Genomic DNA, 18,361 nt, shown 5'->3' with positions numbered 1-18,361 from the left:
GACTATTAATTTAAAACTATTTGTATCTATGAAGTTAAAACTACTCTTATTAATCAATCTGTTTTTTGTAGGTGTTATTTATGCGCAATGTCCTACAGGCAATGTTACTTTAGCTTCTCAGAATGAAGTGGATAATTTTTTAGTGAATTACCCAACTTGTACAACCATAACGGGTAATTTACTTATTAATACAAATTCGGACATTTCAGATTTATCACCTTTAGCAAATATAAATTTTGTTACAGGCACGTTTTCAATTTCTGGGTCAAATTATGGTACTAGTAACCTGACAACTTTAAATGGTTTAAATATTCAAGAAGTAAATTCTTTAATTATTAATAGAAATCAAGTTTTAACCGAAATAGATGCTCTTACAAGCTTGACAATACTTAATGATGGAGGACTTTTGATTTATGAAAATCCAGTGCTAGCTAACCTAAATGGGCTTTCAAATTTAGTTCCGATGGGAAATGGAAACTTAGGAGAGATTGTTGGTAATTTTTGGATTAATGATAACCCTTTGATTTCATCAATAAGTGTTTTTGAGAATATTACTAAGGTAGGTTTTGAAGTTCAAATTAATAAGATGCCTGGTCTTTTAAATTTATCAGGTTTGCACAATATAACAGAATCTGGATCTTTAATTATTTCTGAAAATTCAGGTATAACAGACCTTTCAGGATTAGAAGGATTTACAAAAGTAACCACACAAGTAGTTGTTTTTAGAAACGATAATATTATAAGCCTAACGGGATTAGATAATTTAAGTGATGTTGAAGGTAGTTTTAGAATTGAAGATAACGACCAATTACAAGATTTAACAGGTTTAGGTGGATTAACTACAGTGATTACTAATTTTAATGTAAATGCACCTCAGTTTTTTGATATATCAAATAATGACAATCTAACATCTCTTAATGGTTTAAGTACTTCTTTAACTACTATTGGTGGCGACTTTTCTTTATATTACAATAATAGCTTAACAGATTTATCGGCATTAAATAACATAACTAATATAGTTGGTGATTTAAGGATTTCAAATAATGCTTTGATGGATAACTTAAATGGTTTTCAAAATCTATTAGGTATAGGTCAAACACTTCAAATTAATAGTAATGCTAGTTTATCAAATTTAGACGGATTGGTAGGATTAACTTCTATTGGAGAAACCTTAAGTTTATATTCTAATTATAATTTAGGTAATATAAACGGGTTAAGTAATTTGTCTTCAGTTGAAGAAATTTTTATAAACGATAATAGTATATTAACTAATTTAATTGGTTTAGAAGGCATTACTTCGGTATATCGTATTAGAGTTGTTTTTAATCCAAGTTTACAAAGTTTAGCTGGCTTAGATAATGTCTCTTTTATTAGTGCAGATTTAGAAATAACATCTAACGCTTCACTTACAGATGTAACAGCATTATCTAGCTTAACTTTTGTAGGAACATATACTAATCATGATTTTGAAATAGTAAACAATGCTAACTTAGTTTCGTTAGATGGATTTCAAAATTTAACAATCGTGAATGGCGAAATTATTATTAATCAAAATAATAATCTAACAGATATAACGAGTTTAGAAAACATAGATCCAAGTACTTTTTGGAGACTAGTTATCCAACAAAATCCTAATTTAACGGTCTGTAGTCTTCCTAATTTTTGTACTTATTTATCAGATGCTAATAACCTTAGAAGTATTGCCCTTAACCTAAATGATTGTGTTAGTGATACTGCAATTTTAAACGCCTGTACTTTAGGTACAGAAGATATTAATATTGCAGATGTCTATAAAATATATCCAAATCCAGTAACTAATGGTCAGTTGTTTATTAAGATAAAAGGTTCAATTAAAAATCCAATAAATGTTAGTATTTACAATTTACTTGGACAAGTTGTTTTAAAACAAAAGTTCTCTCAAAGTTCTCAAGAAATCTCTATGAATATTAATACTCTAAAAACAGGAGTATATCTATTGAAAGTACAGCAGGATAAAAAGGTTTTAACGACCAAGTTGATTTTAGAATGATTATCTAAAAACACAATGTTAACCTTTTATGTCTTTTGTCACTAATAGATAAAAACAAACTATTAATTAATAAAATTTAAAATGAAATTACTTATCAAACCTTTAATGCTTTTATTTTTATTCATCTCAACAGTTGCAACATCTTGTTCTGGTGATGATGATAATAACCAAGACCAAAACCCTTCTGCAAATTCTTTTTTCTGTAAGGTAGATGGAGCAGATTTTAACCCTCAATTTGTATCAGGTTTTAATTCTACCGGAGTTTCAAATACTATTTTACTTAGCGCAAGTATTAATGCAAGTGCTACACAAACTACAGGTATAAATATTTTTGTACCAAATAATATACCTACAGGTACTTACAGTTTAACACCAGACGCAACAGCAGACTACTATGTTTATGCACAATATTACACACCAAATGATGAATTTGAAAACGTAGGCGAATCAGCTTCAGGTTCATTAGTCATAACAGAACATAATACAGAAACCAATACAATATCAGGTACTTTTAATTTTGTAACGGATCCAACTGCAGCAACAGGTGCTACTTATACATTAACAGAAGGTGCTTTTACTATCAACTATTCTGATATGTAGTTATAATTTAGAGTTAGTTTAAAAAAATCCATTCAAAAAATTGAATGGATTTTTTATTTAATCATTAACTACTTTGCCGTTAATAATTTTTATGGGTTTATCAGAAATATGAACTGTTGAAACTCCATTATTAGTACTTGAAGATATATTTAAATTCTTATTTTCTTTTAAAAGTTTTATAGCTTTATCAGAGGTTATTTTTTCATCGTTGTAATAAAAAGTAGCCCCTTTTTTTGCCATTTCAACAACTGTGTCTAAAGGCGATTTTGGTTTTGGTGGTGCAGGTGGTTTTGGTTCCTTTTTTAAATTTTTAGGCTTTGGAGGTTCAGATATTTTAATTGGTTTGCCATCTACTATTTTATATTTTCTGTAGTATTCTTCACTAATCTTTTCGTATTTCTCTTTTTGTTCTTTTGTTGCATTTTGAGGGATAGGTGGTGGCGGTGGTGGAATTAATTCATTATCTTTTTTATTTGGTTTTTCTGTTATAACCACAAGCATAGGCGGTACTCTACTACCATCTTCAAGTTTAATATCAAAATATTGTACTGTAGTACCATCTTCTGTTTCAAATAGATACTTGACAGCTTCTTTGTTAAGTAATGTGCCATCAACTTTTACAGTAGGTTTACCAGGTACTTTAAACTTAAAATTTAATACCTTCTTTTCTGTAGTTACGGCAACTTGACTTGCTCGTATCAATTTTTTATTGGCATAAATAGGATCACCTTTAAAAACTGAAAAACCTAGCATTGGGTATTGTTTGTCCTGTATAGCTTCTTCTTTTTTTACAATATTAAAAGAATGGTCTTTATTTGGTGCTACTTTATGTGTTTTGTCATTGATAGTAATACCATGACTTAACTCTATTGATTTGCATAAACCTTCTAACTCTTCAGTTACCTTTTCTAAAATAGAATAATCAAGACTTTTACCTTTTGAATTTATCCGTAATTCAACGTCATTTTTACCAAACAAGTCTATAAAATCTGTTCTTAATTTTTCTAAACTAGTTGGCTTACCATTTAATTTAAAAGATAATGGGTTTTGATTGATTTCTAAGATTTGCTTATTATTCTTTTCTAAACCAATATCATTTTCTAATTTAAAAGGAGTATTTCCTTTAGATCTAATAATTTCTTGATTATATGCTACAATTCTATGGTAGCCATAATCTTGAACATTATTAAAAATAAACCAAACTTCTTTGTCAGAGATTTCTTCTGGACTATCAACATGTATATTTATTACTTTTTCTCTTTCACTTTTTGAGATATCTTGGTGTAATTGATTTAAAATATTTACAAAGTTTTTCTTGTTAGCTAGAAATCCATCTATTAAATAGTGCCCTTCCTTAATGACCTTGATGTCTATGCTTCTAGCATAAAGTTTGCTGGTTTCATTATATTCAATTTTTGGTTCAATACTTTTTTCAACTTCCTTAGTTTGACTAAAACTAAATAAAAGTAAAGCCAATACAGGTAATAGTAATAGGCTTCTTAGCCATTTGGTTTTGAGTGATGTTTGTGTGTTCATAATTGTTAAACGTTTTTTGATTGACATATAATTGATAGCATTAACTAATGCTAACTCTTTTTGGTTTGATGAGAACCTTAACAAGAGATTTTGATATGTTTTTGGGTGGTAACCACTTTTTAATACTTGCTGATCTGCTAAAAATTCGTGGTTAAGTTTGATGTCTTTTTTTATAAAGTAGAGTAGTGGATTAAACCAAAAGATAATTTGCAAGATTTCTAAAAACAAGATGTCTAAACTATGTTTTTGCTTGGCATGTGTTTGTTCATGTAATAAAACTTCTTGCGGAATTTTGTTATTTTCAAAAGCAGATTTATTAAGAAAAATATAGTTGAAAAACGTATGCGGAACAGCTAATTTTTCAATTAAAACATTTATAAAAACATTGGTTTTTACCTTTTGATTTGTTTTAATTTTAGATGAAATTTTAATTAGATTTAAAATAAATCGCATTGAAAATACAATGATACCAATAGTATAAATCGTCCATAAAAGTGCTGGTAAAAATGTATTGGGTTGTTCTTCTGTAATTGTCGGTAATTCTGCAGGAAAATATGGCGGCGTTGTCATACTTTCTGGATCGTAAACACCAAAATCAAAAGTTGGCTCTACATATTTAATAAATGTAATAAAAGGTATGATTGCCGATGTTAAAAGCGCAGCTAACAAATAAAACCTTTTAAAATGATGGTGGTTTAATGGCTCTAAAACTATTTTGTAAAATAGCATTAAAATAGCTAAACATGCCGATGATTTTAGTAGCAGAATACCCATGATTATTTGTTTTTAATTTGATTGTCTATAATAGCGCGTAGTTCTTCTAATTCTTCTTTTGTTAAATCTGTTTCTTGAGTAAAAAAAGAAGCAAATTGCGTACTACTGTTATTAAAAAAGTTTTTAATTAAACCATTTACATGCTTAGAAAAATAGTCTTTCTTTTTAACTAAAGGATAGTATTGTCTAGAGTTTCCAAATTTGTTATATGCTACAAAACCTTTGTCTGTCATACGCTTTAAAAGCGTCGCAACTGTTGTGTTTGCGGGTTTTGGTTCTGGATAGGCATCTAGCAAGTCTTTCATAAAGCCTTTTTCTAATTGCCATAAATAACTCATTAATTCTTCTTCAGATTTTGATAACTGCATGTTCTATGTTTTTAGAATAACCTCTACAAATGTAGAATATAAAAATGAATTCTACAAACGTAGAACGAATTTTGAGTGAAAATATTTTATTTCTTTCGTGTTCTAAGACTTTCTATAATGACGGTAGAAAGGATTAATAGTCCGCCAAAAAAGGTGTTCCAGGTTGGGATTTCATTTAAGAAAAAGTAAGCAATAATTATCCCAAAAATAGGTTGCGTACTACCAATAATACTTGCTGTACTCACTTTAAAATGATTTAAACTTTGCACAAATAAAGTATGTCCTAAAGCTGTAGTGACTAACGCTAAAATAATCACATAAGGATATTGCGTCACCATATTAGAGCTGTCTAAGAAGATTAATACAGGCGATAACATAATACCCATAATTAATAATTGATAAAACATTAAATGACTACCGTGATAGGTGGTTACATATTGTTTCATTATTAAAATTCGAAGTGCATAACACAAAGCAGATACCAATCCGAAGAATATGCCTATAAATGCGTCGTTTTCAAAATCTATTTCTGGAGATAAAATATAAATACCTAAAAGTACCATTGCGCCAAGTAAAAGGTGCATGACATCAAATTTAGTTTTAGAAAATAGAGGCTCTAAAAGTGCTGTAATTATTGGGAACGTAAACAGCGATAACATGCCAATTGCAACACTTGATTTTTGTAAGGCAATAAAATATGTAATCCAATGTAAAGCCATAAAGATGGACGCAATTATAAATCCGCCTAAATCTTTTTTGGTATGAATCTTTAATTTGATGTTTTTAAACTTACAATAACCCAATAAAATAAGCATTGCCAGAATGCTTCGCCACCAAATTGTTACTGGCGCAGGCATATCTATATATCTACCTAAAGCACCAGAAGTACTTATTAAAAAGGTAGCAAAGGTAAGTTCTAAAACGTGCTTAAAATGTTGGTCTTTCACTTAGGGTTAGTTGTGTTAGCGATTGTAATGACATCCTTAATTTTGCTACCATATATGGCAAAATTAAGATATAATGAAAAGCGTGACCACCTTTTGCCATTAGAAGCAAAAGGTGGAAACACCCAAATTTTATTTATGTAGCTCTGTAAAATATTGATAGAAATACGGAATGGTTTCTATGCCTTTTAGATAATTCCATACGCCAAAATGTTCGTTTGGACTATGTATAGCATCGCTATCCAAACCAAAGCCCATTAAAATGGTTTTGCTTTTTAACTGCTCTTCAAAAAGCGAAACGATAGGAATACTTCCGCCACTACGTTGAGGTATTGGTGTTTTTCCAAAAGTTTGTTCGTAAGCTTTACTTGCAGCTTGATAACCAACACTGTCTATTGGTGTGACGTAACCTTGTCCGCCGTGATGCGGTTTTACAAGTACTTTTACACCTTCTGGAGCAATGTTTTCAAAATGTGTTTTAAATAGTTGTGTGATTTCTTCCCAATCTTGATTTGGTACTAATCGCATCGAAATTTTTGCATAAGCTTTGCTTGCAATAACAGTTTTTGCACCTTCACCAATGTATCCGCCCCAAATTCCGTTAACGTCTAAGGTTGGTCTAATGCTGTTACGCTCGTTTGTTGTGTATCCAGCTTCACCATAAACAGCATCAATGTCTAAAGCTTTTTTGTAAGCGTCTAAAGAAAATGGTGCTTTTGCCATTTGCGCACGTTCTTCTTGGCTTAATTCTTCAACTTTATCATAAAAACCAGGAATGGTAATATGGTTGTTTTCATCATGAAGCGAAGCAATCATTTTTGTTAACACATTTATTGGATTGGCAACTGCACCACCATATAATCCAGAATGTAAATCGCGATTTGGACCTGTAACTTCAACTTCTACATAACTTAAACCACGTAATCCAGTTGTAATAGAAGGCACATCTTTGGCAATCATACCAGTGTCTGATATTAAGATCACATCGTTGGCTAATTTTTCGCGGTTTTCTTTTACAAATGGACCAAGGTTTACGCTACCAACTTCTTCTTCGCCTTCAACCATAAATTTAACATTACAAGGCAAGCAGTTGTTTTTGGTCATAAATTCCATTGCTTTTACGTGCATGTACATTTGCCCTTTGTCATCACAAGCGCCACGTGCAAAAATTGCACCTTCAGGATGTAAATCTGTAGGTTTTATTACAGGTTCAAAAGGAGGCGAAAGCCATAAGTCTAAAGGGTCTGGCGGTTGCACATCGTAATGACCGTAAACTAAAACGGTTGGTAAATTTTTATCAATTATTTTATCTGCATAGACAATAGGATAACCATCGGTTGGGCAGATTTCTACGTTGTCACAACCTGCTTTTTTTAAACTTTCTGCTACTGCATCTGCTGTATTAAAAGTGTGTTCTTTGTAAGCAGAATCTGCACTTATTGAAGGAATTTTTAAAAGTTCTATTAGCTCGTCAATAAAGCGTTGTTTGTTGTCTTTTACGTATGTTGAAATGTTTTGCATAAGAGAATTTTATGATTTATGTAAAAGTACAAAAAGGAAATCAAAAAAATCTGCTATTAACTTGTTTGTAAATTGAAACTATTGATTATATTTGCAATCCGAAATTAACGGAAACAAGTTGCAGGCGTGGTGGAATTGGTAGACACGCTAGACTTAGGATCTAGTGCCGCAAGGTGTGAGAGTTCGAGTCTCTCCGCCTGTACAGAGTAAAAAAGCTAACTGAATAAGTTAGCTTTTTTTTGTTTTAAACTAAAATAGGCTTTAATCAAAATGATTAAAGCCAATTTTGTAATTAAAGATCTTTTTGATTAATTAATAATCAACTTTTGAGTTGAAGATTGACCGTTTTCATTTTCAAGTTGAATAAGGTACAACCCTTCTGAAATACCTTCTACATTAAAAGCATGTCCTTTTTCAAAATCACCGTTAAATGTTTTGATTTCTTTTCCAGAAACATCAATAATCGATACATTGTTTAATTTAATATTTACCGAAAATGTTGTTTTAGTTGGGTTTGGATATAGTTTTATAGAATCTTCTACATCAAAACTTGTAGTGCTTAAATTTTGTGGCACAGCATTACCAAAAATTCTAAATTCACCAGCAGGAATATTAATTGTTGCTGTGGTGTTTGTTACATTAATTGATGTTGAGTTGGTTTCATCCATTAAATCATACCATGTTCCCGTATAAGGGAAATCTGGTACAATGTTTTGAGCTGTTAAATCAAAGTTTGCTAAAATCACTACATTTTTTAACTCTGTTGCAGGAATGGCATCATTCCAAATAAAAATACGAGGTGTTAAATCTCCAGAGTCAATAGAGTAGTCGCCTTCAAAAACATCTTCGTTAATTTTTAAATCGTTCAATCTAGACCAATCGTTAAAAACTTGACTTCTATTTGGGTCACTTGTCCAGTTGTTTACCCATTGTGGTTGTGGTTTTGTAGATAATTTACAGTCGCCATCATTATTTCCGTCATAGTCACTATTTACTACACCATTATCACAAGTCCAAATAGAAATGTCCATTCCTAATTCAGCAAAATGCCATAACATTTTAGGACCAGGAATCATGATAGATGTTGCACCAATGGTTGACATTCTTGTTAAAGCGGTATTTAAATCTGTTATATCATAACTACCATTGCTAGCGCCAAAGGTTGCCATCTCGTACATTACACGGTCTTTATCATGACTTTCTGGGTAACCTAAAGCTCTTTTCATTGTAAACCCATGTTCGTTACTTCCCATACCGCTAATGTTTGCAGCATTACCATTACCAAGGTTTTTGTAATCGTTCCACATTTCTTTCCACATCATTACACCTTTAGGAATAGTTTCTCCAATACGATAATTAGCCCATTGTTGTTCTTCAGGATCAGACCCTAAGTGTTCAAATATAGCATAGTGATATGGGTCTAAAGTCCAAGAGTAGTCTACGTATTCTCTTAATACATCTACACGATCTTGTTGATAACCATTTGTACAATTCTCGTCTCCAGATGTACAGTTTTGAGTGAATCCTTTTGTTAAATCCCAACGAAAACCATCTATATGAAACTCTTCAATCCAATGTTTAATGACACGTTTTGTATAGTCTTTTGTTATTTGGTTTGAATGGTTAAAATCATTTCCAACATTATAAGTATGTGTAGGTGTTACATTAAAATATGGGTTTTGACTATTTGGTTCTCCCCAACCATCTCCATCAGGATCATTCATCCACATACGTACCATTGGGTTACGTCCAAAAGCATGGTTTAGTGCTAAATCTAAAATTACAGCAATACCGTTTTGGTGGCAAACATCTATTAATTCTTTTAATTTATCTTCTGTACCATAAAATTTATCTAATGCCATATGAAAGGATGTATTGTATCCCCAGCTTTCGTTACCTTCAAATTCCATTACAGGCATTAACTCGATAGCATTAATGTTTAAGCTTTTAAAATAGTCTATTTTATCTATGACATCTTGATAATTTCTGTCTGCATCAAAGTCTCTAACTAAAAGTTTATAAACAATTAAGTCTTCTTTTTTAGGCTTAGTAAAGTTTATGACTTGCCAGTTGTAAGGTGTTTGTGCTGTTTGTAAAACAGTAACCTCGCGTTCTTGACCTGCAGGATATGCTGGTAAGTTTGGGTATGATGCAGCAGGAATCCATGGATCATCAAAAGGTGACAATACTAAAGTTGAATAAGGGTCTGCAGTTTTTACTAAAGCAGGAGAGTTTGCAGGCGGATCTAAGTCAAATACCCAGTATTGGTAAGTTTCTATTTGATTAGGAGTCAAACCTGTTAATTCCAACCAATATTTACCTGTACTAGGATCTCTTTTCATTGCATAAGAGTTGTCAGGGTTATAGTTGTTAAAGCTTCCTGCAACTTGAATGTATTCTTTGTTTGGGGCACTTAATACTAAAGTAGCTTTAGTAGGATCAGTATCATAATTGATACCGTCTTCTAATCCTGCTGGAATGCTCTGCTCAGTAGTATTTGATATAACTAATACTTCAAAGCTAATTTCTCCAGTATCTGTAGTATTAGTAGGAGAACCTACAAATTTTACAGTACCACTTTCTGTTATGTTTGGAATTGTAGTGCTACAAGTAGGAAATCCACAAGTACCTGTTGCTACAGAGACATTATTGTAGAATACCTCAAAACTTCCTTGTACGGTAACAGAGCCTTGATAAGCAATAGTGGCGCTTATTGTTAAATCATCTCCGGACTCTAAAACAATAGGAGTACTTGATGGATTATTAAGATTTATTTTTACACTACCAACAGGAAATATATAATCATTACATCCATCATCTTTTAACTCTGCAGTACCATCAGCATTTCTAAAAACTACACCCATTTGAGTAGCGGCATCTGCTTGAGCTTGAGATAAGCTGTAGTATGTTTGAGGTGTTATTGTTATACTAAAAGTTCCATCTCCATTATTAGTCATTTCTCCAACACCATCATCTTGTCCCCAATTCCCAATTACATTAAATCCAAAAGCATTAGAATTGTCTCCAATACCTGAATGCATATAAACCTTAGAAGGATTGTTAAGACCATTACAATTAGTGTCTGTAAAATTATTTGTATCTACAGTAATAGTTACAGGTTGATCAACTTCTATAGTAGACACGTCAAGAGAGACTTGAGCATTGATACATCCAACTATTAAAAAGATAATATAAGATAATTTTTTTATCATACTTTAGTTATTAAAATGAAACAAGGCTATCAGAAAATAGCCTTGTTTTTATTTGTTTTTTAGTTTAGTGTTATAGTTTTGTTTACTGTATCGATAACAATACCTCTATATCCATCAGCACCTATATAAGCAAAGTTGTTATCATCGTCCATAGCATTAACTAAATCAGGGTCAATAGTGTAACCTTCGTTTTCATAGTAAGTATAGCTAAAACTAGGAGAAGCCCATTCCAAAGTTGCGTCAGAAAAGAATCTAAAATTATTTGAATCTGCAGTACTTGCAAAGTTAACATTTGCACCATAAGCTCCAGAACCTAAACAATAAAGTTGAACAGGAGAATCCCATCCCCATCCAGCATCAGGTACACCAGCACCTACTGCCCATAATTGGTCATACTCACAACTAGCATCTAATGTTATTATTTTATTAGTAAAGTCAACAGTTAGTGTATAAGTACCATTAGCACCGGTATAGGCAAAATTGTTATCTCCATCCATTGCGTCTTCAAAATCTGGGTTTATTGCAAATCCTTCATTAGCAAAGTAAGGGTAATTAAAACTAGGAGAAGACCATTCTAAAGTTGCATCAGTAAAAAATCTAAAATTGTTTGCGTCTGTTGTACTTTGTAATGTAACTTCGCCAGAGTATACACCATCTCCAGCACATGGTAATGCTACAGGTGATCCCCATCCCCATCCAGCATCAGGGACACCAGCACCTACAAGCCATAATTGGTCGTATTCACAATTTACAACAACACCAGTTTGTGGTTCTAGTAAGTTAACGGTTATAGATTGTATAGGTGTAAATTTTTCTGTAGTTGAAATTGGGTCACCAACAAAAGCTCTTACTCGAAAGTTTAAATCACCCATTCCTGGAACAGGAATTTCATAAGCTTCAGCTAATAACTTTAATTCTCCAATAGAAACTTCAATTTGATTATTTGCATTAGATAAAGTAGGAACTACGGTTGCATCTGAAAAATCGCCTAATACAGAAGACTGTAATTCATAAGATACGTTAGTAGGAACATCGAAATTTGCAGGGTTAAAAGAAAATATTACACCAATATTGTCATTAGTACTACTTTCGGCAGGTAAAGAGTACTCTGATAAAAATGTATTAGTGAATTCGAATTCTCCTTGTGGAGCTGCAACAAATTCTAAACTATCATCTTCTTCACAAGAAGTAAAGCTTAAGAATAATGTCAAAAATAAAGCTGATATTTTTATAAAATTTTTCATTGTTTCAATTTTTAATTAGTAACCAGGGTTTTGTTGTAAATTAGGATTAGCGTCTAAAGCAGATTGTGGTATAGGGAATAATCTATAAGAATCGGGTATAGATGTACCGTTTAAGGTGTTACCTTTCCAAGGCCATAAGTAGCTTCCACCTGTAAACATACCAAATCTAATAAGGTCAGTTCTTCTATGTCCTTCTAGGTTTAATTCTCTAGCTCTTTCGTCTATAATAAAATCTAATGTTAAATCTGACATATTTATTAAATCTGCATTAGCTCTATCTCTAACTAAATTAACATATGTTAAAGCATCATTCATGTTTGTGTTAGAAGCACCTCTTAAAGCACATTCTGCATACATTAAATATACATCTGCAAGTCTATAAAGCGGGAAATCTGTTCCTGAGAATGAAGTTCCTGTTGTAGGTGTTTCGTTAAAATCGTTGTTTCTAAACTTAATTGAAGGATAACCATCTGTCCATTCTCTGTAATCTGTCATAGTGTAATTGTGACCATCCGTCCAGAATAAACTTGCTCTAATATCATTAGATGTATTTAAATCTCCAAATAGACCATACCAAGCTTCTGTTGCTCTGTGACCTTGCCAACCTTCGGCAGCGCCAAATTCTAAGATAGGAATAGTATCAGGACTTAAATTACCATTTACAATGTATGTAGTGTTACCAAAGCTTTGACTATTTACTGCGTCTGCAATTAGTGGGTAAATAATTTCATTAGAAACATGATTGTCTCCAGAGAAATTTTGAACAAAATTTTCTTCTAATTGATAACCACCTTCATTTATTATTTTATTGATATAAGTTGCTGCTTCTGTATACATAGCAGTTCCAGTGTATACTTCTGCATTTATATACAATTTTGCTAATAACATATCTACTACATAGGTGTTTGCTCTACCATAACCATTATCATTACCAATTGTTGGTTCTATTGCTAATAATTCAGCTTCGACAAAGTTAAAAAGTTCTTCTCTTGAAGCTTCAGGTAAAAAATCTGAAGAACCTGAGTTTTCTTCAGTAACTAAAACTCCTTTTCCAAATGTATCTATTAAATAATAGTAAGCTAAAGCTCTTAAAAATCTTACTTCACTTTGAATAGATTCTGGGATTTCTACACCTGCATTAGGTAGTACAGTTAATAGGTTGTTACATTGTGGAATAGTGTAGTATGCACGATTATATAAGTATCTAAAAAACTTGTTGTTACTTGTCCATTGAGAGGTTGTTGTTAATTGGTCTAAACCATCATCTCCCCAACGGTTTTTCATACCGTCTGCGGTAAAGTCTTGTAAGTTTATAATACCTCTTAAGAAAGGAGACTCACCTGGATCATCAGATACATCAGAGCTTCCTGGACCATTTGGTCCTGATAATGCAAAAGAAGCGTATAGTCTTGATAAAAGACCTTCTACTGCATTTGGGTCTTGATCTAATAGCTGTTGTAGAGTTAATTCTACTTTTGGTTCTGTGTCTAGATCATTTACACATGACGTAATTGTTACAATTAACGCCAATCCAAAAAATGTTAATATTAATTTTTTCATAGTCATATTTTTAAAAATCTAAATTCACACCAAATGTATAAGCTGTCGGTCTTGGGTAAAATGCCCCATCTATACCTCCAAATTGTTCAGGGTCTTGACCATCATAATTTGTAATTATGAATGGATTATTAACTGAAGCATAAAGTCTCATATTAGTGTTTTTTATAAAGTTATTAGGAAAATTATAACCTACAACAATATTTTCACATCTCATAAATGCTGCATCTTTTAAGAAATAATCAGAGAACTGTATGTTTCCGTTAGCATCTTGAAAAGCAGGGTTAGCAGCCCCATTATAAAAATTAAGTACATTAGAGATACTAGTATTATTGTTAGGAGCTGCACTTTCTGTAAATCCAAAACGTAAAGCGTTTAAGTCATAAACTTTTCCATCTAATTGGCCTCTAAAAGTTGTGCCAAAATCCCAATTTTTGTAATTAAAGTTTAGTCCAAATCCAAAATTCCAATTAGGCCTTAAAGATGTGTAATATTTATCCTCTTCTGTAATTTGGTTATCACCATTTAAGTCAACAAAAGCATTTGGTATTGGGTTTCCATCGGTATCATATACTTGTTTGAATACGCCAGCTTGATAAGGCTCTTCACCTACTAAGTTAAATAATAAATTAGATCCAGTATTTAATAATTGACCACCAATATTTAATCTGTTTATACCTCCTAAATCAGTAACTTCAGTTTTAGCATAAGAGATGTTACCGTTGATACTTAAGCCTATATCTTCTTTTTGAATGGCATTTAAATTTAAATTAAATTCAAAACCTTCACTTTCAGTGCTACCTACGTTTTTAATAAAACTATCTGTAAGTGCTTGACCAGGAGGTAAACTTACTCTAGATAATAAATCTGTTGTTTCTCTTCTAAAAATATCAAAACTACCAGTAATAAGTCTATTATTAAAAAAGGCAAAATCTATACCTGCGTTTAATGTAGTTGTTTTCTCCCAAGTTAAGCCTGTTTGAAATGCATTAGCAGAATATAAATTGTAGCCAGGTAAATATTGACTGTTTTGACTACCGACAGAAAATAAAGGACTAGTAGGATAGAATCCAGAAACACCTGTAATATTTTGTTGTCCAGTTTTACCCCATCCTAATCTTAATTTAAGATCATCAACAAAACTTACATCTTTAAGAAAGTTCTCTTCTTTTACTTTCCAAGCTAGCGCTGCAGAAGGGAATAGTCCCCATACATTATCTCCCCAAATATCATCAAATACAAATAAAGAAGAAGCATCTGCTCTTAAGGATAATGTTATAAGATATTTATTTTGAATACTGATGTTTGATCTAGCAAAGAATGATTGTAAGTTTTGAGTGTTATAATATCTGTTATTAGGATTATTAGGGTTAAAAACAAGATAACGACTACCTATTTCTGCATTAAAATCATCAACTTCTTCTTGTGTTGCAGCATAGCTAAAGATGTCTTTGTTTCCATCAGTTTTAAAGTTTTGATAAGCATATCCTAGTTGAATATCATAATTGTTAATAAAAGAGCCTTCTAGGTTTTTAGCATATTTTAGATAGGCATCAAAAGTTGTATTTGTTATATGTTGCCTTTCAGCATAGTTTAACCCTGGGTTAAATACTCCTAGACCATTTTCATCTAATCTATAGGTAGCTAATGCGCCTTCTCCAAAAGTTTCGCTAATTTTAGATCTAGAAGCATCTAAACCAACATTTACTACAGCTTTAAGCTCTGGTAAAAATGGCATTGTATAATCAAACTCAATGTTTCCTAAAAATCTAAAAGCTTTTTCAGGTCTATTACGTTGCTCTAATAATGCAAGAGGATTATATTGACCATCTATTAAATTAGGGTTTGTAGTGTTTAAGTTAGTATAAAAACCATTAAAAATACCTGAAGTGTTGTAAATAGGCTTAGTTGGGTCAAATATTAAAGCACCTCCTAAAGCACCACCAGCATCTGTTGCATTTTTATCTGCCCAAGTAAATTTTGCATTTGTGTCAATTTTTAAATTATCATCTAATAATTTAGGTGATAATCTAAAAGAAGCGCTAAATCTCTCATAATCATCTGTTCTAACAACTCCTTGAGCATTGTTGTAACCTATAGAAGCTCTAAATGGAATATTTTCACCTAAATTAGCTCTAGCAGAAAAATTAGTATTAGAAGTAAAAGCTGTTCTTGTAATAGCATCTCTCCAATTAGTGTCATAAATAGCTCTATCCCCATCAGGAGTATTTAAAATATAACTCACAGGTTCGTTTGTTGTTACAGAACCTACAGGCACACCTAAACTACTCACTAAATCTGGATGATATTCTTGAATGAATCTAACATAGCTATCGCTATCCATCATATCTATACCTTCTCCAGCGCTACTTGCTGTTACTGTTGTTGAAAAGTTAAATTGAGGAGCACCAGATGTTCCTCTTTTTGTAGTAATTATGATAACACCGTTAGAGGCACGAGAACCATAAATTGCAGTTGCAGATGCATCTTTTAAAATAGTAAAACTTTCTACATCATTAGGGTTAACTAAAGATAGCGGGTTGCTAACACCTGCAGGGTTTTGTGTGCCAACAGGTATACCGTCAATTACTATTAATGGGCTACTATCTGCATTTAAAGACGCTCCACCTCTAATTCTAATATTAGGAGCTGAGTCAGGAGATCCACCACTGTCTGTAATTCTCACACCAGCAGCTTTACCTTGAAGTAATTGGTCTGTAGACTGAATAGCTCCTTTATTAAAATCGTCAGAAGAAACAACATCTACAGATCCTGTTAAATCTTCCTTTTTAACACTACCATATCCAATAATTACAACCTCTTCTAGTTGGGCTGAATCTTCAACTAAAGCTACGTCAATTCTTGCTTGACCTGTATAAGCGACTTCTTGTGTAAGAAAACCTACATAAGAAAAAACTAAAACGTCACCGTTATTAGCCTGTAAGTTATAATTACCGTCAAAATCCGTGACTGTACCTTTAGTTGTGTTTTTTATTAAAACATTAACTGTTGGTAAGGGTAATGAAGTTGCTTGCTCTATAACTGTACCAGTTACAGTACTCTGTGCCATCATTAAGGATGGAATCAGAATAAAAACAAACAATAACCCTTTAAAAATTGTTTTCATACAATTGCTATTAAATTATTTTATTAGTCTATTTTTTAAGTATATTTTTACTTCTCGATATAAAATTATGTAAAATTTATGTTAATTTCCTGTAACTATCTTGTTAACAGGTAACTCAAACGTTTTCGTGTTGAAAACTTTTGTTTATTTAATAGAATTGAAGTAGAAATTTTATAAAAATAGCATTTTTGACCAGCTTTTAATCGTATGTTTTTAATTTTAAGCCATTATATTAATAAATTCTCAATACAAAAACAAGTAAAACTGCTTGATTTACAATATTTAAGATGAAGAAAAAAGTAACTTTAAAACAAATAGCCAAAGAATTAGATGTCTCAATATCTACTGTTTCAAAAGCATTAAAAAATAGTATTGAGATTAGTGAAGACACGCGTCAAAAGGTACAAGCGTTTGCAAAGCTATATAATTATAGACCTAATAATATTGCTCTAAGTTTAAAAAATAGAAAGACAAAAACTATAGGAGTAATCATTCCAGAGATTGTGCATCATTTCTTTTCTAAAGTCATAAGCGGTATAGAAAAACAAGCGTTAAGTAGAGGTTATAATGTTATTGTCGGTTTGTCTAACGAGTCTTTTTCTAATGAAGTCATAAACATGGAAATGCTTGCCAATGGTAGCATTGATGGATTTATTCTTTCAGTTTCAAAAGAAACGATGTTACTGCAAGATTATCATCATTTAACTGAAACCATTAATCAAGGTATGCCAGTAGTAATGTTTGACCGTGTTATTAATGAAATTAACTGTGACAAAGTCATTGTTGATGATTTTGAAGGCGCAGTAAAAGCTACTAATAAACTTATTGAAAATGGATGTAAAAACATTGGTTTAATTACAACGAAAGACTATATAAACGTAGGGAAATTAAGAACTCAAGGTTATTTAAAAGCTTTAGAAGATCATGAGATTTTCCCTGAAGCCGATTTGATTTTAAAAGTAGATGACGAAAAACTTTCAGAAGAAAACCTTGAAAGTCTAGAAAAAGAAATAGAAAGCTTCTTCAAAGCAAACAAAAGCCTTGATGGAATAATCGCGGTTAATGAGATTTATGCAATTACAGCCATGAAAGTTGCAAGAAAATTAAAAATAAAAATTCCGGAAAGCCTTCAAGTTATTGGTTTTACAGATGGAGTATTGTCTAAACATGCAGTACCAAGTTTAACAACTGTAAGTCAGCATGCTAGTAAAATGGGAGAAAAAGCAGCAGAGCTTTTAATTAATAATCTAGAAAGAGAAGACGAAGAGGATATTTTCGAAACCTTTACAATTCAAACCGATTTAATAGAAAGAGAATCTACAAAATAAGATTTTTTAACATAAAATCTTAAAATGTTTTTTATCTTTACGGCAATCAAAACTTATATTTTTACTTCTCACCTTTAAGTTTTGATAGGTTTTTTCAGCTTATCAAATAGTATAAATTTAA

General features: G+C 31.7%; 11 protein-coding genes and 1 tRNA gene. 4 read left to right on the top strand and 8 right to left on the bottom strand.

Going from position 1 to position 18,361, the window contains the following annotated elements; genetic code table 11:
* Positions 1–28 precede the first annotated feature (28 nt).
* Together WA327_RS05880 and WA327_RS05875 are read left to right on the top strand one after the other, a co-directional pair.
* Positions 29–2,029 (top strand): T9SS type A sorting domain-containing protein, encoded by a 2,001-nt coding sequence (locus tag WA327_RS05880; protein ID WP_336067533.1) that lies wholly within the window; start codon positions 29–31, stop codon positions 2,027–2,029.
* 81 nt (positions 2,030–2,110) lie between these two features.
* Positions 2,111–2,629: a DUF6252 family protein gene (locus WA327_RS05875; protein ID WP_336067530.1), complete on the top strand. Its 519-nt coding sequence runs from the start codon at positions 2,111–2,113 to the stop codon at positions 2,627–2,629.
* 57 nt (positions 2,630–2,686) lie between these two features.
* Here WA327_RS05875 and WA327_RS05870 read toward each other — a convergent pair whose 3' ends face one another.
* The 4 genes from WA327_RS05870 to WA327_RS05855 form a co-directional block, all read right to left on the bottom strand.
* A complete protein-coding gene (locus tag WA327_RS05870) occupies positions 2,687–4,939 on the bottom strand; it encodes a M56 family metallopeptidase (RefSeq protein ID WP_336067528.1) in 2,253 nt (750 codons plus the stop codon).
* A 2-nt stretch (positions 4,940–4,941) separates the two neighbouring features.
* A complete protein-coding gene (locus WA327_RS05865) occupies positions 4,942–5,307 on the bottom strand; it encodes a BlaI/MecI/CopY family transcriptional regulator (RefSeq protein WP_027880948.1) in 366 nt (121 codons plus the stop codon).
* 86 nt (positions 5,308–5,393) lie between these two features.
* Positions 5,394–6,254, bottom strand: coding sequence for a DMT family transporter (locus WA327_RS05860; RefSeq protein ID WP_336067525.1), 861 nt, complete (start codon positions 6,252–6,254; stop codon positions 5,394–5,396).
* A gap of 129 nt (positions 6,255–6,383) precedes the next feature.
* Positions 6,384–7,772 (bottom strand): dipeptidase, encoded by a 1,389-nt coding sequence (locus WA327_RS05855; RefSeq protein WP_336067522.1) that lies wholly within the window; start codon positions 7,770–7,772, stop codon positions 6,384–6,386.
* A gap of 120 nt (positions 7,773–7,892) precedes the next feature.
* Here WA327_RS05855 and WA327_RS05850 point away from each other — a divergent pair.
* Positions 7,893–7,974 (top strand) — tRNA-Leu (locus tag WA327_RS05850).
* Positions 7,975–8,080: 106 nt separating this feature from the next.
* Here WA327_RS05850 and WA327_RS05845 read toward each other — a convergent pair.
* From WA327_RS05845 to WA327_RS05830, 4 genes are read right to left on the bottom strand one after another with little or no spacing between them, the layout of a single operon-like run.
* The gene (locus WA327_RS05845) at positions 8,081–10,984 is read right to left on the bottom strand and encodes an alpha-amylase family glycosyl hydrolase (RefSeq protein WP_336067520.1); all 2,904 of its coding nucleotides are present in this window, start codon (positions 10,982–10,984) and stop codon (positions 8,081–8,083) included.
* A gap of 59 nt (positions 10,985–11,043) precedes the next feature.
* Entirely contained in the window at positions 11,044–12,228 is a 1,185-nt protein-coding gene (locus tag WA327_RS05840; protein ID WP_336067517.1) for a SusE domain-containing protein, read from the bottom strand.
* 15 nt (positions 12,229–12,243) lie between these two features.
* Positions 12,244–13,788 carry a RagB/SusD family nutrient uptake outer membrane protein gene (locus WA327_RS05835; RefSeq protein WP_336067515.1) on the bottom strand — a complete coding sequence of 515 codons (1,545 nt, stop codon included), beginning with the start codon at positions 13,786–13,788 and terminating at the stop codon, positions 12,244–12,246.
* A gap of 10 nt (positions 13,789–13,798) precedes the next feature.
* A complete protein-coding gene (locus WA327_RS05830) occupies positions 13,799–16,912 on the bottom strand; it encodes a SusC/RagA family TonB-linked outer membrane protein (RefSeq protein WP_336067513.1) in 3,114 nt (1,037 codons plus the stop codon).
* Positions 16,913–17,199: 287 nt separating this feature from the next.
* On the opposite strand from WA327_RS05830, the gene WA327_RS05825 reads away from it, so the two are divergent.
* The gene (locus WA327_RS05825; protein WP_336067510.1) at positions 17,200–18,240 is read left to right on the top strand and encodes a LacI family DNA-binding transcriptional regulator; all 1,041 of its coding nucleotides are present in this window, start codon (positions 17,200–17,202) and stop codon (positions 18,238–18,240) included.
* Positions 18,241–18,361: the final 121 nt, after the last annotated feature.

This window comes from Mesoflavibacter sp. CH_XMU1404-2 (assembly GCF_037029465.1).
Classification (GTDB): domain Bacteria; phylum Bacteroidota; class Bacteroidia; order Flavobacteriales; family Flavobacteriaceae; genus Mesoflavibacter.
This window is presented reverse-complemented; position numbering and strand designations above follow the sequence as displayed.